This window comes from Xenorhabdus bharatensis (genome assembly GCF_037996705.1).
Taxonomy (GTDB): domain Bacteria; phylum Pseudomonadota; class Gammaproteobacteria; order Enterobacterales; family Enterobacteriaceae; genus Xenorhabdus; species Xenorhabdus bharatensis.
In genome coordinates this window covers 37,177-56,939 of the sequence record NZ_JBBMXG010000015.1, presented here as the reverse complement: position 1 = coordinate 56,939, position 19,763 = coordinate 37,177, and the positions used below count along the sequence as shown (strand labels likewise).

General features: G+C 44.4%; 17 protein-coding genes. 5 read left to right on the top strand and 12 right to left on the bottom strand.

The window, feature by feature from the left end:
* Positions 1 to 74 precede the first annotated feature (74 nt).
* Genes AAC855_RS14710 through AAC855_RS14695 form a run of 4 tightly spaced genes read right to left on the bottom strand, consistent with a single transcriptional unit; the run spans position 75 to position 4,263 of the window.
* The gene (locus AAC855_RS14710) at positions 75 to 821 is read right to left on the bottom strand and encodes a DUF6939 family protein (RefSeq protein WP_340610567.1); all 747 of its coding nucleotides are present in this window, start codon (positions 819 to 821) and stop codon (positions 75 to 77) included.
* On the bottom strand, positions 818 to 1,912 hold the full coding sequence (locus tag AAC855_RS14705; RefSeq protein WP_340610566.1) for a GTP cyclohydrolase II: 1,095 nt from the start codon (positions 1,910 to 1,912) through the stop codon (positions 818 to 820). Before AAC855_RS14705 ends, AAC855_RS14710 begins: the two co-directional genes overlap by 4 nt.
* 34 nt (positions 1,913 to 1,946) lie before the next feature.
* Positions 1,947 to 3,545 carry a hypothetical protein gene (locus AAC855_RS14700; protein WP_340610565.1) on the bottom strand — a complete coding sequence of 533 codons (1,599 nt, stop codon included), beginning with the start codon at positions 3,543 to 3,545 and terminating at the stop codon, positions 1,947 to 1,949.
* 7 nt (positions 3,546 to 3,552) lie between these two features.
* Positions 3,553 to 4,263, bottom strand: a complete 711-nt coding sequence (locus AAC855_RS14695; RefSeq protein WP_340610564.1) for an AraC family ligand binding domain-containing protein — start codon at positions 4,261 to 4,263, stop codon at positions 3,553 to 3,555.
* A gap of 514 nt (positions 4,264 to 4,777) precedes the next feature.
* On the opposite strand from AAC855_RS14695, the gene udk reads away from it, so the two are divergent.
* The 3 genes from udk (at position 4,778) to asmA (ending at position 8,104) form a co-directional block, all read left to right on the top strand.
* Entirely contained in the window at positions 4,778 to 5,419 is a 642-nt protein-coding gene (gene udk, locus AAC855_RS14690; RefSeq protein ID WP_340610562.1) for a uridine kinase, read from the top strand.
* A 48-nt stretch (positions 5,420 to 5,467) separates the two neighbouring features.
* The gene (dcd, locus tag AAC855_RS14685) at positions 5,468 to 6,049 is read left to right on the top strand and encodes a dCTP deaminase (RefSeq protein WP_099121235.1); all 582 of its coding nucleotides are present in this window, start codon (positions 5,468 to 5,470) and stop codon (positions 6,047 to 6,049) included.
* 204 nt (positions 6,050 to 6,253) lie between these two features.
* On the top strand, positions 6,254 to 8,104 hold the full coding sequence (asmA, locus tag AAC855_RS14680; RefSeq protein ID WP_340610561.1) for an outer membrane assembly protein AsmA: 1,851 nt from the start codon (positions 6,254 to 6,256) through the stop codon (positions 8,102 to 8,104).
* Positions 8,105 to 8,186: 82 nt separating this feature from the next.
* On the opposite strand, the gene AAC855_RS14675 is transcribed toward asmA, so the two are convergent.
* Positions 8,187 to 11,312: a phage tail protein gene (locus AAC855_RS14675; protein WP_340610560.1), complete on the bottom strand. Its 3,126-nt coding sequence runs from the start codon at positions 11,310 to 11,312 to the stop codon at positions 8,187 to 8,189.
* A 178-nt stretch (positions 11,313 to 11,490) separates the two neighbouring features.
* Positions 11,491 to 13,071, bottom strand: a complete 1,581-nt coding sequence (locus AAC855_RS14670; RefSeq protein WP_340610559.1) for a TerC family protein — start codon at positions 13,069 to 13,071, stop codon at positions 11,491 to 11,493.
* Positions 13,072 to 13,349: 278 nt separating this feature from the next.
* On the opposite strand from AAC855_RS14670, the gene gndA reads away from it, so the two are divergent.
* Entirely contained in the window at positions 13,350 to 14,756 is a 1,407-nt protein-coding gene (gndA, locus tag AAC855_RS14665; RefSeq protein ID WP_340610558.1) for an NADP-dependent phosphogluconate dehydrogenase, read from the top strand.
* A gap of 98 nt (positions 14,757 to 14,854) precedes the next feature.
* Here gndA and AAC855_RS14660 read toward each other — a convergent pair whose 3' ends face one another.
* Positions 14,855 to 14,986, bottom strand: a complete 132-nt coding sequence (locus tag AAC855_RS14660; protein ID WP_340610557.1) for a hypothetical protein — start codon at positions 14,984 to 14,986, stop codon at positions 14,855 to 14,857.
* A gap of 52 nt (positions 14,987 to 15,038) precedes the next feature.
* The gene (locus AAC855_RS14655) at positions 15,039 to 15,587 is read right to left on the bottom strand and encodes a YbaK/prolyl-tRNA synthetase associated domain-containing protein (RefSeq protein ID WP_422824392.1); all 549 of its coding nucleotides are present in this window, start codon (positions 15,585 to 15,587) and stop codon (positions 15,039 to 15,041) included.
* 177 nt (positions 15,588 to 15,764) lie between these two features.
* On the opposite strand from AAC855_RS14655, the gene yiaY reads away from it, so the two are divergent.
* Positions 15,765 to 16,916 carry an L-threonine dehydrogenase gene (gene yiaY / locus AAC855_RS14650; RefSeq protein WP_340610553.1) on the top strand — a complete coding sequence of 384 codons (1,152 nt, stop codon included), beginning with the start codon at positions 15,765 to 15,767 and terminating at the stop codon, positions 16,914 to 16,916.
* Between the two features lie 91 nt (positions 16,917 to 17,007).
* Here yiaY and hisIE read toward each other — a convergent pair whose 3' ends face one another.
* From hisIE to hisH, 4 genes are read right to left on the bottom strand one after another with little or no spacing between them, the layout of a single operon-like run.
* Positions 17,008 to 17,667: a bifunctional phosphoribosyl-AMP cyclohydrolase/phosphoribosyl-ATP diphosphatase HisIE gene (gene hisIE / locus AAC855_RS14645; protein ID WP_340610551.1), complete on the bottom strand. Its 660-nt coding sequence runs from the start codon at positions 17,665 to 17,667 to the stop codon at positions 17,008 to 17,010.
* The gene (hisF, locus tag AAC855_RS14640) at positions 17,661 to 18,437 is read right to left on the bottom strand and encodes an imidazole glycerol phosphate synthase subunit HisF (RefSeq protein WP_340610550.1); all 777 of its coding nucleotides are present in this window, start codon (positions 18,435 to 18,437) and stop codon (positions 17,661 to 17,663) included. The genes hisIE and hisF overlap by 7 nt, the downstream gene beginning before the upstream one ends.
* The gene (hisA, locus tag AAC855_RS14635) at positions 18,419 to 19,156 is read right to left on the bottom strand and encodes a 1-(5-phosphoribosyl)-5-[(5-phosphoribosylamino)methylideneamino]imidazole-4-carboxamide isomerase (RefSeq protein WP_340610548.1); all 738 of its coding nucleotides are present in this window, start codon (positions 19,154 to 19,156) and stop codon (positions 18,419 to 18,421) included. The genes hisF and hisA overlap by 19 nt, the downstream gene beginning before the upstream one ends.
* 4 nt (positions 19,157 to 19,160) lie before the next feature.
* A complete protein-coding gene (gene hisH / locus AAC855_RS14630; RefSeq protein ID WP_340610547.1) occupies positions 19,161 to 19,751 on the bottom strand; it encodes an imidazole glycerol phosphate synthase subunit HisH in 591 nt (196 codons plus the stop codon).
* Positions 19,752 to 19,763: the final 12 nt, after the last annotated feature.

Genomic DNA, 19,763 nt, shown 5'->3' with positions numbered 1-19,763 from the left:
TCTCTGCATATACACTTCGTCTTTCAAGTTGCCTCTTTGTTGGCTGCGCTCGCTCACCTCGGTCACATAGTTATCTATGTTCCCAAGGATTTACTCCCTTGCCGCCGCGATGCATCTTGAAATCCATTGTGTATAGCGTAATAGCGATTAAGCAAATTTTTGATGGATGCGTCGAAAGTAAGCCAATCATCTTCCTGTAATACGCGGTGCGCTAACGCCCAATAGTCATTTTCAAATGTTCCGTTGAACCATGACGCAAGCAAGGCTGAATGGCTAAAAGAGCTGCTGGTGTCAGTAATGTCCTGATTGGCATCCCAATCGTAAAACAGTATTGGCCCTACAGAGGTCAGGTGTTGATTCAACTCTCGCAGTAATGCTTCGGGTACCCGTTTTTCCAGTATAAAAAGATAAGTTGGCAGGTAGATTAAAAATCGGGCGCTAAGCAAGTCCAACAGACGATCACCATAGACGAACTGGCTGTTTGCGTAGCAATAATCTTGTAATTGCCGACGTTCGTGATCGTCAGGTCGCTTACTTGGCTGACCGAGGAATTGGCTAAAATCGGTGATACCATCGACAAGTTTTACCCCCTGCCATACGGATTCTACGGACCGGGCCAGCCGTTCAGGCTGCCCCGGTACAGGAATGGAGGGGGATGACCAGACATGGAAAGGATTAAAACTCTCAAACACCCGCATGTTAACGGGCGCCCCTTTGAAGCTGTCGACCATCATATAGTTCGATGTATCATCCAGCATGGTATTAAGTGCCTCCTGTCTGGAGGCAAAAATAGCCCGGTAGGGCATAGTCTGGGAACTCAAACGATACCTCCATGACTCCGCGGTATCACCCGGCGCTCACCTTCGCGGATGTAAATATGCTGGTTATCACTATGCTCTTCCAGAATCCATTGTGGGCGCGGCTGTTTGTATTTATTTTCGCGTCCCCAGTCTTGTAGCCTGATCCCCAGACGCCGTGCCTCAGCTTTCAGGTAGTCTGGCAGGACAGGGAAGGGAACAACCACAAAGCTCACACCCGCTTTGGCATACAAAGCCAGTTCGTCCAGACGGGGGAGATCGCTGAGATAAACCGCTAAACCGTTTTCAACGCGATTGTTACTATCGCTCAATTTTGCCAGCAGTGAAGTGGCAACATCCCAGTTCTCTCCCATCCAGTCAGCTACAATTTCGCGGTTGTCTTTGACGACACAGGCAACATAGCAGTCAGGGTGTTCCTCTGCCCGTTGTTGCAGTGGTAATAACCAATCACCATGAGTATGAAAACTCCACTGATAATTAAGATCTTCTTTTTCCAGCATCATTGTTGCCATGTTGTACTGTGTCAGTGGTGCTTCAATCTCATCGCGCTCGACTTGGAATCCCTGCTTACGTAAAAACGCCAAACGTTCCTGATTATTGGACATTAATAAGATATTACGTATACCGAGGAAGTGCAGGATAGCGGTCACTGCTTCATATGAGCGACTATCCAGAGGCGCATGGAAACGCTTATAGATTTCATCAGTATCCAGATTTTCATTTTGTCGGTAGTCATAGATGCGGAAGTGTTTTTCGATACCCAAACCACGGGCATCTTGATCGATGCCATAGATCACCACTCCACCTTTATTCCGGGCAATACGCCGGAATGCCTCGTCAAGCTGAAATCCACAATCGCATTGCTGGGAGTGCATGACATGACCGAAGAAACAAGCCGATTCGATCCGTAGTGGCACGGCTTGCATGGAGTTAAGGTCTCCCAGTGTAGCGCAGGCCCAGCGCTTGCCCTGACATTCAAAGTAATGAAGCTGAAAATAATTGACGCTTTCGTCAATTTTCAGCGGGAGAGAAACGGGGCCGACTATATTTTCCAGTATCGTGTTTTCTGGTTGCTCGTTATGGCTGTATGTCATGATCTTCTCCTTAAAGTGGTGGGGATAGGCAACGTTATATCCGGCGTGACAATAATGCCCGCGCCCAGGTTGGCCTTCCTGACAGAATGCAGGGTTGTGGTTCGGGAGCCGCAGTAAAACTGCATAGTTCGCCCATTTTCCAGGATGCCACTTTATCTGTGTGGGATCTGGTGGGGCAGATCGGAGCGATAACGCACTGACGTGCTGATAATGCCTGACATGCTTCAGCCTCTGAGGAGGCAAATGAGATTTGATTTCGGGCCTGATGAATAATTGTATAATTTACATCGTTTTCCACATCGGTAATGGCGTGAGTGACTTGTTTAGCTAGCCAGTCAGCAGAGCTGTTTCCCGGTAGATCCAGCTCTTGCTCTTTATCTGTACGTAGCAAACGGATGCGAGGAGAGTCGTTTGTGGTACGGCGGCCGAAAAATAGCAGTACAAGAGGGACACCGCGATCTCGCCAGTGCTTTTGTGCGGCTGTCAACGCCTTGCTTTCCTCACAGTAACGCAATACAAGGCGAAGTCCGGCAGCTTGCAACATACTCGCTAATTCCTGCATGTGTTCTTTTTCATCATCGCGTCGGCTGCGTACTAAAATCACGACTTGTGTAGGAGCAAGCCGGGGGTGCACAGTAAGTAAACCATTAGCTCTGGCTGACAGATAAAGCTGTGCGTATAGCACCCTGCGACTGATAAAACCATCCAACTGCCAGACATGTTGTCTTTGTTCTCCCTTACCAAAGCCGATATCGTAACGACGAGACAGTTCCTGTCCCTGAAAATAGAGCGCTGACGTTTGTACACATTCACCACTGGGAAGGGGAGTGTCACTGCCTATAGCCCATTGGTACAATTCTGAACGGTTGCCCCACGGAGGACGTATACCCACTATTTGTGGCAGAGGTAAGGAAGCAGACAGTGCAGTCAGGGAGCTATCTATACGTTGCACATCGAGTAATGCGGCCTCTGGAGTCCGATGGCAGCAGTGAAGTTCGAATATGTCAGACGCTTCAAGTGCACTGAATACCCCTTTACCACTGCGATCAGCCGAACTGAGAGGGCGGAAATAGCGAGCCCGCTGGAACATGCGGATTGGCATCACGTCTGGCGTATTGATCATTTTTTTCCAATGACTGGCAATGACCTGCTCACCCGTTGGAATTAATATACCGCGCTCACGCTGGCTCTGAGTGTCTTTGGTGGTCGCAACTCTCAACAAATTACGCTCTAAATCAAGCAAATCAGCCATAGGTTCAAAACAACTTTCTGCTATAACATGCGGATAGGCGTATTCATCCAGCTCTATTGCCTCATAAGCCGTCCTTATCCTTGTGGCGATGATTTCGCTCAATGCCACTCCCCAAGGAAGTAGAACGGTTGCACCAGGAATGGGGACGATACTGAGATCACAAATGCCAGCCTGTTTGAGTGAACGGGAAAAGTCCCCCATTGTCAGAGCCGCCAGTGTAGAATTTGTCGTTGTCTGAGACGAACATACAGGCCAGAGAAGCTGACTGATAACTGGTTTCGGGTTATGGATCAGCCAGTCTGGTAATGTTGGAAGTGTGCCGCCCAGCGAATCTGCTCTTACCTGTGGATTGGGTGAACCGATATATACATCAGGCTTCATGCTTATTTTATTCCGTTCCGAATTCGTTTATCTGGCGGGTGCGATAGCGGTTTTCTCCCGCTAAAGAAATACCGTCTACCCAAGTTCGATTAATCATCGGGTGTGATTCATGAGTGGGGCCGAAATCAGAATCAGGGTGATAGACCACGATCCGCAGCGGGGTATCATCAGTATGGAAGCTGTGAATTTCGTCTGTTGGCAGTAGGAATACTCCTCCGGCTATCAAGTCGGTTTTCGACTTTTCAGTCAGACAGTAGCCTGCACCCTCAATGACGATCCCGATCCGAACTGAAGGGTGGGTATGGGCTGTCTGATTCAGCCTTGGTGGAACATACAGGTAGTTTAGACAAGGGTCACCCTTGAGCGGCGGTGATATCAGAAGGCTATCGGAGCAGCCATCTATGTATTTCAGCCGTCCCAGTCGTTCTACGGGGCCACCAAATGACAGGAAACCTCTGTAGTTATTTCTGATGCAAATCAAACCGATAAAGGGAGAAAGCTCCGCAGGCCCGGGAATGGAAAAGTACATCCCCGCGCGTAGTTGTTGTGAAGTTCCATCGATGGAGATAGTTAAATCTCCCTGATGAACGAACCCATAAGCGGTACTGTTCTCTTCGACGTGGATAGTCTGTTGACCGCCAGAGATATGCAGAGTTGATGAAAAATTTACGTCCAGATCGTACCGCGATAGCGGCTGCATGATATCGAATATTTCCATAGCAAATTCCTTTAGACTAAGATTTAAAATGTAAATCAGGTTTAATCGGACTAGCTTTGTTAACATTTCGAAAGATGCTTTTTAATACAGCTCGATGCGACAAATCGTCAATATTATTTATGCATTACTATCCTTTGTTTTTTATTAAATACGCGTCTGCTTCATTTAATGTCCGTGTAAATCCACCACATATGAATAACACCGGCTCATCAAATAAATAACGAACATTTCACCTCTCTTAAAAAATGAGAAATTACTTTGAATTCAATATTCAGATTATTGTTAGGAATGATTCAGGGGATTGCTTTGGTTTTTGAATATTACTTTGAAGGTCTTTTTTTGTTTTTGCTCAAGTGATTGTGGAATTTTTATGCGAAGCGTATCGAAAAAAATGCGACTTATCCTGTTTACGCTGGCATAGCGGCAGCTAACTCCCTATAATCCGCCAAACATAGCATGAAAGAATGCTATTTTTCCCACTTTATTTTTTCTTTCTAACCAGGTTATTTTTAGTATGGCTGATGAAGCACATAAGTGTACTATCGTAGGCATTGCAGGTGCCTCCGCTTCGGGCAAAAGCCTTATTGCCAGCACACTTTATCGAGAATTACGGGTTCAGGTCGGCGATCATAATATCGGTGTTATCCCAGAAGATTGCTATTATAAAGACCAAACTAACACCCCGATGGAAGAGCGCATTAAAGTCAATTACGACCATCCAAGTTCAATGGATCACGATTTACTGTTCGAGCATATTCAGGCATTGAAATCCGGTGAATCCATTGAATTGCCTCAATATGATTACGCCGAACACACACGAAAATCAAAATCCATCCACTTCGAACCAAAGCGCGTTATTATCCTTGAAGGTATTCTATTATTAACGGATAAGCGTTTGCGTCAGGAACTGGATTTCTCTATTTTTGTTGATACACCACTGGATATTTGCCTGATGCGTCGCATTAAGCGTGACGTAAATGAGCGTGGGCGTTCATTGGATTCTGTTATGGATCAGTATAAAAAAACTGTCCGTCCGATGTTCCTGCAATTCATCGAGCCATCAAAACAATATGCAGATATTATTGTTCCCCGTGGCGGTAAAAACCGTGTGGCAATTGACATACTGAAAGCTAAAATTGGCCAATTTTGCGAATAACCTGTAGCACAGGTATTCATAAGAATCATCGTATTTTGAGAGGAAGTAATGCGACTCTGTGACCGTGACATTATTAAATGGCTTGATGAAGGTAAACTGGTAATTACCCCACGTCCTCCTGTCGAACGTATTAATGGGGCAACTGCGGATGTTCGCCTTGGGAATCAGTTTCGCGTTTTTCGTGGTCATACCGCTGCTTATATTGATTTGAGCGGCCCTAAGGCTGAAGTCAATGCTGCGCTTGATCGTGTCATGAGCGATGAAATAATTTTACCGGATGGAGAAGCTTTCTTTCTGCATCCCGGTGAATTGGCACTGGCAGTAACACTGGAATCTGTCACATTGCCTGCTAATCTTGTTGGGTGGTTGGATGGTCGTTCATCTTTGGCCCGTCTTGGGTTGATGGTGCACGTTACCGCTCATCGGATCGATCCGGGCTGGCATGGTCAAATTGTGCTGGAATTCTATAATTCAGGAAAACTGCCATTAGCTCTGCGCCCGGGAATGGTCATTGGGGCTTTAAGCTTTGAACCGCTTTCTGGTGATGCTGAACGTCCTTATAACCGACGTCAGGATGCCAAATATAAAAATCAGAAAGGAGCTGTAGGGAGCCGAATCAGCGAGGATTAATCTTTTCTGATGCAGATATCTAGTAAAATATACCTAATGAATTTCGAGTTGCATCGCGGCGGCAAGGGAGAGAGTCCCCTGGAACATAGATAACTATGTGACCGGGGTGAACGAGCGCAAGCCAACAAAGAGGCAGCTTGAAAGACGAAGGGTATAGTCATTTGGTGAAAATAATCATCTTGTGGACATGAGACTGGGGAAGTCATGAAAAGATTGTTGACGACACTCATTATTTTGTTAGTAGTTGTTGTTGCAGGTCTGACGGCATTAGTCATGTTGATTAATCCGAACGATTTTCGTAACTACATAGTAAAACAAGTACAAAAAAAGAGTGGCTACCAGCTCGTGTTACAGGATGATCTGCGTTGGCATGTCTGGCCAAAACTGAGTATTTTGACCGGGCAGGTATCACTAACTGCTCCCGGCGCAAAAAAGCCTGCAATTGTGGCAGAAAATATGCGTCTGGATGTCGAATTATTGCCCCTGTTATCCCATCAGTTGGCTGTGAAGGAAGTTATGCTCAAAGGGGCTGTTTTCCGCCATACGCCTGATAGCCAGCCACAACAAAAACCGGAAGCGCCTATTGCACCGGAAAGTGATATTCATTATCCGGTAGAAGGTGATGGTCATAGCTGGAAATTGGATATTGACCGGATCAGAGTAGAAGACAGTTTGCTAATTTGGCAAACCAACTCCGATTCGCAGTTAAACATACGGGATATTAACCTGTTGATGAAGCGTCAGGATCTGCATCATATTAATCTTGAGCTTAATAGTAAGATCAATAAAAACCAGCAGGAATTTGCTTTTGAACTTGATGCTGACATCAATATTGCTGATTATCCACAGTATGTAACAGGCAATATGAATTCGTTTAAATATCAGCTTACAGGCGTTGGTTTACCCTCAGAAGGTATTATTGGCGAGGGTTCTGCTATTGTACGATATGATGCTTTTTCTTCATTTATTTCGTTACAAAAAATTGCGCTTAAGGTGAATGAGAGCGAATTGACAGGTGGCGTGGATATTAATCTGAAAGATAAACCCGCCTATTCCATCAATTTATTTTCACCCGAATTAAACTTAGATAATCTGCTGGGATGGGATAAGTTAGTAAAGAAGAGTTTTCAGGAAAAACTTGATTACCGGATAGAAAATAATTCGGTAAAACCAGTGATTGCGAAGTCAGTTTCACCTTTATCTAATTATGATCTTAGTTTCCTGAAAGGATTTAATGCTCACCTGTTATTGAAAGCAAATAAATTTATTTATCAGGGGATGGATATTGATAACTTTGTTTTCAAGGCTGTCAATGACGAAGGAATGGCCGATATTTTGAGGTTGAATGGTAACGTATTTGGGGGATATTTTTCGCTTCCTGCAACCATTGATGCAACGGTTAATCCGGCTAAACTGCATGCGAAACCCTTATTACAAAATATTGACTTACAACCTCTGCTGAAAGCATTGGATTTACCGGCAGTATTCAGTGGGCAGTTAGCACTGGAAGGAAATCTTTTGGGGGAAGGGTATGATGAATATGCGGTCGCTCATTATTGGCAGGGAGATCTGAACGTTAATTTAAAAAATGCGCGTTTAGATGGTTTGAATATTCCAATGTTGATCCAGCAATCTTTTTCAAGAGTCACCGATCAGGTTAAGTCGCCCACGAATACTCAGAGCTTTACTGGCGCACAAAATTTATCAGTAAAAGCGAAACTGGCACAAGGTGAAATTAAAATTAACAACCTTTCTGCAATTTCTGAGAATTCAAAGATTGAAGGGCAGGGCAAAGCAAACTTATTGAAACAGAATGTTGATGTTGCATTACTGGTGCAGTTAACCGGTGGCTGGGGGCAACAAAATGAGTTAGTCAGCCATTTAGAAAAATTAAAAGTACCCTTACGGGTTTATGGCGATTGGAACAATTTGCAATATGCTCTGAATGTTGAATCCATCTTGCACGATGAATTACAACAAAAAGTTAAGCAATCCATAAAGAACTGGCTTGATAATATTGATAGCAGTAAAAATAAGAAAAAAGCCGCAGAATAATAGATAATTTGAGCATCATCAGGTGATTAATCTGCCAATCACCTGATGAGTCATAAAGTGGGTATTTTACTCCCTGTTACTGCTAATACCCGGTCACTTCATAATAAAACTCAGGAGTCCAGCCTAATTGTGGTGTGGTCACTGATATGGTCAAAGTATCTTGCGATAACCCCACTCCATTCGAATGACTTCTTTGGGTTCTAATATCAGCCAGATGGCTGGGGCCTTGGTTATCGAAATGATTACAAGCGATACTGGCGTGACACGAAATAATGCCATTAGGCAGGCTGATAGGTAATTGTATTTTGTAATAATTGGTATAGTACGTTATTCCACCGACAATCGATGTGTTTTCTGGCTTAATGGGTGCACTGGCTATTGCTACGCCATTTATTTGAGTAATTTTCCCAAGGTTAATGATCGTAGCATCTTGTCCGATTAGCTGGGATTCAATTTTTGATCCAATTAAATCACCCAAGCCTATATTTTTTACGAACGCATTTTTGTCCGGAATATCGGCACCATTCTCATCTTTTGCCAATCGGCCATTAGCGTTTTTAGTCACTTTGTCTAAGCGGGAATCGATCTCGCTTTTATTATAAGTGCCTACATCTAATGCAGTGAGGGTAATGTCGGTTAGTAATGCCTTATTGTTCACTGTACGGGTCAGAGGGACTTTGCTATTGACATTATTATTGGCATCATTTGCTAGTTTTCTGACAGAATTGATTTGTTGATCAATGTCTCCTTTAGCATAGGTATCTACATCAGATGCGTTAAGTATAATGTCTGTTAATAATGCTTTATTATTTATCGTACGGAACACCGGTACTTTGCTATCGGCATTATTATTGGCAGCATTTGCCAGTTCTTTGACGCCATCAAGCAGCTGATCTGTTTCTTCCTTATCGTAAGCATTTACATCAGATGCTATCAATCTGATATCATTGACTAATTCTTTTCCATTTATTCGACGGGTTAACGGAACTTTGTTTTCCGCATCGCGGATGGCGCTGGTGGCGTTTTGGTTGGCGGTATCAGCCAGCTTCATTGCCTGTCCGATATCCTGCTTAACGGGCGCAATCAGCGCATCGGTCTCAGCCTTATTGTAGGCATCCACGTCCGCCGCGTTTAGATTGATATCATTGACCAGCTCTTTATCATTAATTTTACGGGTTAGCGGGACTTTACTTTCCGCATCACGGATGGCGCTGGTGGCGTTTTGGTTGGCGGTATCAGCCAGCTTCATTGCTTGTCCGATATCCTGCTGAACGGGGGCAATCAGTGCATCGGTCTCAGCCTTGTTGTAGGCATCCACGTCCGCTGCGATCAGGCGGATATCATTGACCAGCTCTTTATCATTAATTTTACGGGTTAACGGGACTTTACTTTCCGCATCACGGATGGCGCTGGTGGCGTTTTGGTTAGCGGTATCAGCCAGCTTCATTGCCTGTCCGATATCCTGCTGAACGGGGGCAATCAGCGCATCGGTCTCAGCCTTGTTGTAGGCATCCACGTCTGCCGCGATCAGGCGGATATCATTGACCAGCTCTTTATCATTAATTTTACGGGTTAGCGGGACTTTACTTTCCGCATCGCGGATGGCGCTGGTGGCGTTTTGGTTAGCGGTATCAGCCAGTTTCATTGCCTGTCCGACATCCTGCTGAACGGGAGCAATCAGTGCATCGGTCTCAGCCTTGTTGTAGGCATCCACGTCTGCCGCGATCAGGCGGATATCATTGACCAGCTCTTTATCATTAATTTTACGGGTTAACGGGACTTTACTTTCCGCATCGCGGATGGCGTTGGTGGCGTTTTGGTTGGCGGTATCAGCCAGCTTCATTGCCTGTCCGACATCCTGCTGAACGGGGGTAATCAGTGCATCGGTCTCAGTCTTGTTGTAGGCATCCACGTCCGCTGCGATCAGGCGGATATCATTGACCAGCTCTTTATCATTAATTTTACGGGTTAACGGGACTTTGTTTTCCGCATTGTTGATAGCAGTGGCTGCGTTTTGGTTGGCGGTATCAGCCAGTTTCATTGCCTGCATGACATCCTGCTGAACAGGCGCAATCAGTGCATCGGTCTCAGCCTTGTTGTAGGCATCCACGTCCGCCGCGTTTAGATTGATATCATCGACCAGCTCTTTATGGTTGATCTTGCGGGTTAACGGGACTTTGTTTTTCGCATCACGGATGGCGGTAGTGGCATTTTGGTTGGCAGTATCAGCCAGTTTCATTGCCTGCGTGACATCCTGCTGAATAGTCGAAATCAGCGCATCGGTCTCAGCTTTATTGTAGGCATCCACGTCTGCCGCGTTTAGATTGATATCATTGACCAGCTCTTTATGGTTGATCTTGCGGGTTAACGGGACTTTGTTTTTCGCATCACTGATGGCGGTAGTGGCATTTTGGTTGGCAGTATCAGCCAGTTTTATTGCCTGTGTGACTTCATGCTGAACAGGCGCAATCAGCGCATCGGTCTCAGCCTTGTTGTAGGCGCCCACGTCCGCCGCGTTTAGATTGATATCATGGTTCAGCTCTTTGCCATTAATTTTACGGGTTAACGGAACCCATTTATTCATGGCATTATTGGGGTCGGCTAAATTATAGGCTTTTTGGGCTAATTCATGGGTGGATTTCACCGCTTTAGATGTAGCTGCGTGCGCTTCGCTATTACTGTCTACAGCATTGCTCAGAATGACAAAGCCTTTATTTTTTAATGTAGCATCGGGATGATTACGACTTTCTGCGTGATCTCTGATTTTCCCTCTGACATAGCTACGAGTGGCTAAGCCAGAAATTAATTCAACTATCCAGCCAGTTAAATTTCTATCACCAATAGGTAAAACCATGCGAACTGTTTGTTCCTGCATTTGTGATTTGTACAGAGCAGCACAGTTTCCGACAGCGATGAGCGTATTATCTTCATCAAACAGGCCTATTTCGCGGATCCACCAGTTCCCCTCATTTTCTGGGATTATCTGTTCAACAATAATTTGATTAGGGTTATTGGGATCGATGAATAGCCTGTCAATTTCTGCACGATGCTTTTCATTTATCAATTGGCTTTGATCGGCATGAGGTGTTGGTAAATGCCCATCGCCAACAGCCATATGTGTGATCTCAAGTTTATTTCCTGAGGTTGCTGCATTTTCCAGTTTATTGGCGCCTGAATCCGTCAATAATGCAAAATATTTATTACTCATGTAACCCCCATATTTATGAATGACAAGTCAATGAAGTAAGACATACAATTGCATACGTAAGATTTAAGGCTTAATTATCTGAAAATTCGCATTAAATCGATATAATAAAATTTATCAGAACTAAAAAAACCGACATAATGCCGGTTTTTTTAGTAAGTGATATCTATATTTGAATAGATTATTCGACGGTTTCTTCTTCCATTTTCAGCGAGGTAATTTTCACTTTGTTGATACGGTGGCTGGTAATTTCCATTGGCTCAAAAAGATAATCACCGATCTTTAGTTGTTCGCCCAGTTGTGGAATATGTTGCAGATGCTCCATTAATAAGCCTGCCAGTGTCTGATATTCGCGTTTTTCATCCAGTGGTAGCGGAACGTAAAGTACCAAATCATCCAGCGGCATAAACCCATTGGCAATCCAGTCTCCTTCTTCCGTGACCTGAATATCATGACGAGCATCAATTTCTCCACTACCTACCGGTAGGTTTCCTGTAATCGTTTCCACTACATCAGTAACCGTAACGATACCTTCAACAGAGCCGAACTCATCAACAACAAAGGCAAAATGCGTTTGAGCCTGACGGAATTGCTCTAATGCCTGAAGCAAGGAAAGAGATTCAGGAAAAATTAATGGCTGCTGTACTAATTGGCGCAAATCAAATGGATGATGAGTCAGTTGTTGATTAAGGATATCAATCACATGCACAACTCCCAGCGGTTCATCACTGGTTTTTTCATCTGTAACCACAATCCGGGTATGCGGCTTTTGTTTCAGTAGTACAGCCAGTTTGTCCATGGGGGAATGAACATCAAGGTAAATTACATCATGGCGTGAAGTCATAATGCTACTGACAGTGCGTTGTGCAAGGCTGAGAACACGGGCGATCATTTGCCGTTCCTGTGGCTCAAAGACTTCTTTATGCTCTTCGTGATCTGCAATCAAATTAGATGCATGATCATCCAGATTCGCTCTTTCACGTTTACCATTTAAAATATGCAGAACCGCTTCTGCTGTTCTTTCACGTAATGAACGTGAAGCACTCAGAAATTTACGGCGGTTGAACTGGGCAAATTGATTTAGTGCTTCAATTATAATAGAGAAACCAATGGCGGCATAAAGGTAGCCTTTGGGAATGCGATAACCAAAGCCTTCTGCAACCAGACTGAAGCCTATCATTAACAGGAAGCTGAGACACAATATCACTATGGTCGGGTGAGCGTTGACAAACTTTGTCAGTGGCTTACTGGCCCATATCATCAGGATCATCGCAATAATAACAGCAGCAACCATGATACCAATGTGATCAACCATACCGACGGCAGTAATCACTGAATCCAGTGAGAAGACCGCATCCAGAACAATAATCTGCACAACCACTGCCCAGAAACTTGCTCCTTTACGCTGTTGATTGGTATGCAGATTTTTTCCTTCCAGCCGTTCATTCAGTTCCATTGTTGCTTTAAAAAGCAGGAATATTCCCCCAATCAGCATGATTGAATCGCGGGCACTGAATGAATGACCCCACAGCGTCAGCAATGGCGATGTCAGGGAGACAAGCCAAGAGAGGCTGAATAAGAGGATAAGCCGCATTAACAGAGCACAGGTTAAACCCGTTAGCCTTGCTTTATCCCTTTGCTTTTCCGGTAATTTGTCTGCCAGAATGGCAATAAATATTAAGTTGTCAATGCCCAGAACAATTTCTAAAACGATAAGAGTGGCCAGACCTGCCCATATCGTCGGATCAGCGATCCATTCCATACAGTTTATTTTACCTTTTAGTATGACGGCGTTTGCCGACTCCTGAATAATGAGGATTGGCTGTCAAAATATCAATAGATGATTTATTGCGGCTGGAAATTTTTTCAGCAAAAAAACAGTATGACGATATCGATTGCATCAATAACTACCCCCAATACCCATTCATGAGTTAACATGTGATCTCATTAACAAATTGTCTACTATATTTTGTTGTACTCAACATTGTTACATGTGCAACATTTTGGTAGATAGCAGTCATTATCAGACGGGAGTTATTCATGTCCAAACAACAGATCGGTGTTGTCGGTATGGCGGTTATGGGGCGCAATCTGGCGTTGAATATTGAAAGCCGTGGTTACTCTGTATCTATCTTCAACCGCTCCAGTGATAAAACTGATGAAGTTATCGCTGAAAATCCAGGGAAAAAATTAGTTCCAAGTTATTCCATTGAAGAGTTTGTCGATTCACTGGAAAAACCGCGTCGTATCCTGTTGATGGTTAAGGCCGGTGAAGCTACGGATAAAACTATTGCATCTCTGACGCCACACTTGGATAAGGGTGACATTCTGATTGATGGCGGCAATACCTATTTTCAGGATACTATCCGCCGTAACCGTGAATTATCTGCGCAAGGCTTTAATTTCATCGGTACAGGGGTTTCTGGTGGTGAAGAAGGTGCATTGAAAGGCCCTTCAATTATGCCGGGCGGGCAGAAAGAAGCCTATGAACTGGTTGCGCCGATCCTGAAAGAGATTGCTGCTCAGGTGGATGGTGAACCTTGTGTGACTTATATTGGTGCCGACGGTGCCGGTCACTATGTGAAAATGGTTCACAATGGCATTGAATATGGCGACATGCAGTTGATTGCTGAGGCTTACTCTTTATTGAAACATTCACTGAACCTGAGCAATCAGGAACTGGCAGAAGTATTCAGTGACTGGAATAAAGGCGAACTGAGTAGTTATCTGATCGAAATTACTGCTGATATCTTCCGTAAGCAAGATGAAGAAGGTAAATATCTGGTTGATGTCATTCTGGATGAAGCAGCCAATAAAGGAACAGGTAAATGGACCAGCCAGAGTTCTCTTGATTTGGGTGTTCCGGTAACGTTGATTACGGAGTCAGTTTTCGCACGTTATATTTCTTCAATGAAAGATCAGCGCGTTGCCGCATCTAAAGTTCTGTCAGGGCCAGAAGCGCAGCAATTTGCAGGTGATAAAGCGGAATTTATTGAAAAAGTCCGTCGTGCGTTGTATTTAGGCAAAATTGTTTCTTACGCGCAGGGTTTCCAGCAGCTGAAAGCCTCTTCCGATGAATACAATTGGGATCTGAATTATGGCGAGATCGCTAAGATCTTCCGTGCGGGGTGTATTATCCGTGCTCAGTTCCTGCAAAAAATTACGGATGCTTACAACGAAAATCCGGCTATTGCTAACCTGTTGCTGGCACCTTATTTCAAACAAATTGCTGATGAATACCAGCAGGCTCTGCGTGATGTCGTTTCTTATGGTGTGCAGAATGGGATCCCAACTCCAACATTCTCTGCTGCCATCTCTTATTATGACAGCTACCGTTCCGCAGTCCTGCCAGCCAACCTGATTCAGGCACAGCGTGACTATTTTGGTGCGCATACTTACAAACGCACTGATAAAGAAGGTGTATTCCATACCGAGTGGTTAGAATAATAGAACGTTAATATTTAACTATTATTATTCAAAAAGGTGCTGAATTTTTCAGCACCTTTTTTACAGGCCATTACCGAGTAGCGCACGCCGGGAAAAGATTACTCTTCTAACAGCCAATGGGCAGCATGCTCCAGCCAATGATCGATATGGGAATCAAGCATATTGTTCAGTAATATGATGCAGGCAATAATAACCAGACCAAGCATTATCAAAATAAACAATTTATTCATAGGATAATTACTCATCTTGTCTGGTTGAATTATAGCAGAACGAGAGTTTTGCTCAGGTTAAGTCTGGCTGATTAATCACTTTGCGAAATGTGATTAGCTCAGGCATCGCGATCCGGCGGTAATCTTCTGTATTTAAAATGATTGATCGTTCCAGACTGCCAGCGTTAAATGCTAACTCATCATAGCGTTCAAACAAAAGTGGGTCGGCAATCAGCTTTAAATCAGGATGAAAACTAAAGGGAGGGATAGCGCCAAAAACACAGCGAGTTAATTCGGAAACCTCTTTCGGGCTTGCCAGTGATGCTCTGTTGCCACCAGCCTGTTTAGCCAGAACTGACAGATCAGCCTGCTGATCGGCGGGTAAGATTGCCAGAATATATTGACGGTAATTATTTCCCTTAACATGGCAGACTAAAGCTTTTGCCCCCTGACCTAAATGTGTCCCACGTATTTTTGCGACTTCTTCGGATTTCCCGCCAGTGGCATGTTCCATCACCCGATAACGGGCATGGTGAGTATCAAGTAAGGCTGTAAGGTGTTCAAAAATATCATTTTTTAACAAAATGCTCTCCTGATCCTGAATATTTTTAATTGTATTCATCTGATTATTAAATATATTTTTATCCTTTTGAAGTTCAGTGAATTTCCGTTTATTTTTTATTCCTACACTTGTGATTGTTGATTTGAGTCAAAATAACTGATGTAGATAAGTGAGAAATTATAAATCACTTCTCTATTCAAGATTTGAGATACCTCAGTAAAACCTAAGGAGTTCCTAATGGCAATATCAACTTTCTTTATCCCGCCAGTGAATAAAATCGGTGAAGGATGTCTGAACGAAGCCATTCAGTTAGCAAAAACCTATGGTTACAAACAGGCTCTGATTGTTACTGACCGAGTACTGAACGAGATTGGTGTTGTTGGGAAAGTTCAGAAGTTATTGACTAATGTAGGGATCAAAAGTGCGCTTTATGATGGAACGAATCCGAACCCAACTACGATTAATGTCGAAGAAGGATTGGCTGTTCTGCATCAGCATAGCTGTGATTTTGTGATTTCGCTGGGGGGCGGTTCGCCGCATGACTGTGCTAAAGGTATTGCATTGGTTGCGGCCAATGGCGGAGATATCCGCGATTATGAAGGAGTTGATGTTTCTGCAAAACCTCAGTTGCCGTTGATAGCAATTAATACCACAGCAGGTACAGCTTCTGAAATGACGCGTTTCTGTATTATCACGGACGTAGAGCGCCACATCAAAATGGCGATTGTGGATAAAAACGTGACGCCTATTTTATCCGTGAATGACCCTTCTTTGATGATCGGTATGCCGAAAGGGCTGACCGCAGCGACAGGTATGGATGCGTTGACTCATGCAGTTGAAGCTTATGTATCTACGGCGGCTAATCCTATTACTGATGCCTGTGCACTGAAAGCGGTGGAGATGATCAGCAGTTATTTACGCCGGGCTGTTGAAAATGGCAGTGATGTGGAAGCGCGGGAAAATATGGCCTATGCCCAATTTTTAGCGGGTATGGCATTCAATAATGCTTCTTTGGGGTATGTTCACGCGATGGCTCACCAGTTGGGCGGTTTCTATGATTTGCCACATGGTGTCTGTAATGCCGTGTTGTTGCCTCATGTACAGCGCTTTAATGCAAAAGTTGCAGCCTCCCGCCTGAAAGATATCGCAGTTGCGATGGGGGCAAATGTCGAGCATGTTTCTGACCAAGAGGGTGCCGAAGCCTGTATTCAGGAAATCCGCCGGTTGGCAAAAGATGTCAATATTCCAGCGGGATTAACTGAGTTAAACGTCAAAGTGGAAGATTTGCCTGTTTTGTCAGCTAATGCACTCAAAGATGCCTGTGGGTTTACTAATCCCATTCAGGCATCACATGAAGAGATTGTGACCATTTTCGAAGAGGCGATGTAATTAGCCCGCTGAGGATAGACCTTAGTCATAAAATGCCACTTCGTTTTATTCGGTTGCTGTCATTTAACGAAGTGGCTCTGTTTTTTGAACTCTATTCCTGAGCAGAAAACGGTGCGCTATCTTTAACTGAATGCCTTTCCTGTAATTGACGGATAATACAGCTCAGATCTAAATTTTGATCTTGGAGTAACACCAGCAGATGATAGAGTAAATCAGCCGCTTCATTGGTGAGTTCTTCCCTGTCATTAACAGTTGCTGCTAATGCGGTTTCTACACCTTCTTCTCCCACTTTTTGTGCAATGCGTTTTGTTCCGCTGGCATACAGACGAGCAGTATAAGAACTATCGGGAGACGCATTTTTCCGGCTTGCCAGTAATTGCTCTAATTGATAAAGAAAACCCCATTGTGTTTGTGCCGGAGCAAAGCAGCTTTCAGTCCCTTTATGGCAGGTTGGGCCGATAGGATTGGCAAGGATAAGCAGAGTATCATTGTCACAGTCAGGATAAATCTCGGATAACTCCAGAAAGTGACCAGAACTTTCACCTTTCGTCCATAACCGCTGTTTGGTACGTGAAAAGAAGGTGACTTTACCGGAACTTAGCGTTGTATTCAGGGCTTCTCTATTCATATATCCCATCATCAGTACGGTACCAGATACGGCATGCTGCACGATCACGGGCATCAGGTTATCGACTTTTTCCCAGTCCAATTTTTCGATTTCCTGCGATGTTAATGTTGATATCGTTAACATATTCTTACCTCAACCCCTTGTTCCGCCAGATATTGCTTTAGTTCGCCAATGTTAATAATCTGCTTATGGAAAACGGAAGCAGCTAAGGCCCCATCAACGTTAGCCTGTTTAAATGCATCCAGAAAATGAACCGGAGCGCCTGCTCCCCCTGATGCGACCAAAGGCACGGAACAGGTTTCCCGAACTTGTTTAAGCTGGGTAAGATCATAGCCACTACGAACACCATCCTGATTCATCATATTCAGGACAATTTCACCGGCTCCACGTTGTTGTACTTCCCTGACCCAATCCAGAGTCTGCCATGCCGTTGCTGTGGTGCGTTTTTCATCTCCGGTGAATTGATATACCTGATAGCGATTACTTTCTTCATCAAACCACGTATCAATTCCGATTACGATACATTGGACTCCATAGCGATCAGCCAAACGGTCAATTAAAGAAGGGTCTGACAAGGCTGGGGAGTTGATAGAAATCTTATCCGCACCAAATGATAAAATTTGCCCGGCATCTTCGACTGTTTTGATTCCACCAGCAACACAGAATGGGATATTGATGACTTCAGCGACTTTTGCAACCCAGCTTTTATCCACAACACGGCCATCAGAAGAGGCAGTGATATCATAAAATACCAGTTCGTCAGCACCTTCCTGAGCATAGCGCTGTGCAAGAGGTACAATATCACCAATAATTTCATGATTGCGGAATTGTACTCCTTTGACTACCTGCCCATCACGTACATCAAGGCAGGGAATTATGCGTTTTGCCAGCATTGGATAGCCTCCTTCAGTGTAAATTTTCCTTCAAGTAACGCGCGCCCGACAATGACCCCCGTCACACCCGATGCAGGCAGAGAGGAAATATCGGCCAGACTGCCAACGCCTCCGGATGCCTGAAATGCAACTTGTGGATAGTGTTGGCTGATCTCCTGATAGAGTGAAATATTAGAGCCGTTCAATGTGCCATCACGGGAAATATCCGTACACAGAACATGTTTCAGACCAACGGATAAATATTGTTCAACGACCTGTTCCAGTGTTGCTTCGCTGTTTTCCTGCCAGCCACTGATAGCAACTCGCTTAACACCGTCTGAATTGATGCGGACATCCAGCGCTAACACAATAGATTCAGCACCATAATTCTGAAACCACTGCTTCACTAACGCTGGTTGAGTGATCGCAGTGGAACCAATAACAACCCGGCTTGCTCCGGCTTCAAAGAGTGCAGCAACATCGCTTTCTGAGCGGATCCCTCCTCCTACCTGTACTGGAACAGATACGCCTGACAGTAGTTCGCGTAATAATGAAATCTGGCGTCTGGCAGGATCTTTCGCGCCGGTCAAATCCACCAGATGCAGGAGTTTAGCTCCTGTTTGTTCGTATTCCTGTAAACGGGAGAGGGGAGAACTACCGTAATTTCGACACTGACCATAATCCCCCTGATGTAAACGTACAACATTGCCATCAATTAAATCTAATGCAGGTATAATCATGGGGTTACATCTCCAGAAAGTTTTTTAATAACTGCTCTCCTGCTGCACCAGAACGCTCAGGATGAAATTGGACACCAAAAAAATTGTGTTTTGAAATAGCGCTACTGAACGAGCCACCATAATCTGTTTGAGCAAGGGTGTATTCGCCAATGGGCAGTGCGTAGCTGTGAACAAAATAAAAATAGGCATTATTTTCAATGCCATGAAACAGAGGATGCCCTGATAGGGTATTAACCTGATTCCAGCCCATATGCGGTAATGGCAGACCAGCAGTCGCCATTTTTCTAACCGGAGCGTTAATTAATTTCAGTAGCGGTATATTCCCGCCTTCTTCGCTGCTTTCAGCCAGAAGCTGCATGCCTAGGCAAATACCCAAAACAGGCTGAGTAAGCGAAGTGATCAGAGGGATTAACTCCCGTTGTTGTAGCTGGGCCATTGCGGTGGTGGCGGTGCCGACACCCGGCAAGAGCAATTTTTCTGCTGATTTCACAACATCGGCATCAAGGCTGATTATTGGGTCATACCCTAACCGACGAATGGCATAAGCAACTGAAGCAAGATTGGCACAGCCGGTATCCAAAATAACCACTTTCATTCTTATTCTCTC

Excerpts from the sequence above, each read along its gene's own strand:
- AAC855_RS14700 (WP_340610565.1), bottom strand. The coding sequence starts at position 3,545 with ATGAAGCCTGATGTATATATCGGTTCACCCAATCCACAGGTAAGAGCA.
- hisA (WP_340610548.1), bottom strand. The coding sequence starts at position 19,156 with ATGATTATACCTGCATTAGATTTAATTGATGGCAATGTTGTACGTTTA.
- hisH (WP_340610547.1), bottom strand. The coding sequence starts at position 19,751 with ATGAAAGTGGTTATTTTGGATACCGGCTGTGCCAATCTTGCTTCAGTT.
- AAC855_RS14695 (WP_340610564.1), bottom strand. The coding sequence starts at position 4,263 with ATGGAAATATTCGATATCATGCAGCCGCTATCGCGGTACGATCTGGAC.
- asmA (WP_340610561.1), top strand. The coding sequence starts at position 6,254 with ATGAAAAGATTGTTGACGACACTCATTATTTTGTTAGTAGTTGTTGTT.
- AAC855_RS14655 (WP_422824392.1), bottom strand. The coding sequence starts at position 15,587 with ATGAATACAATTAAAAATATTCAGGATCAGGAGAGCATTTTGTTAAAA.
- AAC855_RS14660 (WP_340610557.1), bottom strand. The coding sequence starts at position 14,986 with ATGAATAAATTGTTTATTTTGATAATGCTTGGTCTGGTTATTATTGCC.
- AAC855_RS14670 (WP_340610559.1), bottom strand. The coding sequence starts at position 13,071 with ATGGAATGGATCGCTGATCCGACGATATGGGCAGGTCTGGCCACTCTT.
- AAC855_RS14675 (WP_340610560.1), bottom strand. The coding sequence starts at position 11,312 with ATGAGTAATAAATATTTTGCATTATTGACGGATTCAGGCGCCAATAAA.
- udk (WP_340610562.1), top strand. The coding sequence starts at position 4,778 with ATGGCTGATGAAGCACATAAGTGTACTATCGTAGGCATTGCAGGTGCC.
- gndA (WP_340610558.1), top strand. The coding sequence starts at position 13,350 with ATGTCCAAACAACAGATCGGTGTTGTCGGTATGGCGGTTATGGGGCGC.
- hisIE (WP_340610551.1), bottom strand. The coding sequence starts at position 17,667 with ATGTTAACGATATCAACATTAACATCGCAGGAAATCGAAAAATTGGAC.
- hisF (WP_340610550.1), bottom strand. The coding sequence starts at position 18,437 with ATGCTGGCAAAACGCATAATTCCCTGCCTTGATGTACGTGATGGGCAG.
- AAC855_RS14705 (WP_340610566.1), bottom strand. The coding sequence starts at position 1,912 with ATGACATACAGCCATAACGAGCAACCAGAAAACACGATACTGGAAAAT.
- yiaY (WP_340610553.1), top strand. The coding sequence starts at position 15,765 with ATGGCAATATCAACTTTCTTTATCCCGCCAGTGAATAAAATCGGTGAA.
- dcd (WP_099121235.1), top strand. The coding sequence starts at position 5,468 with ATGCGACTCTGTGACCGTGACATTATTAAATGGCTTGATGAAGGTAAA.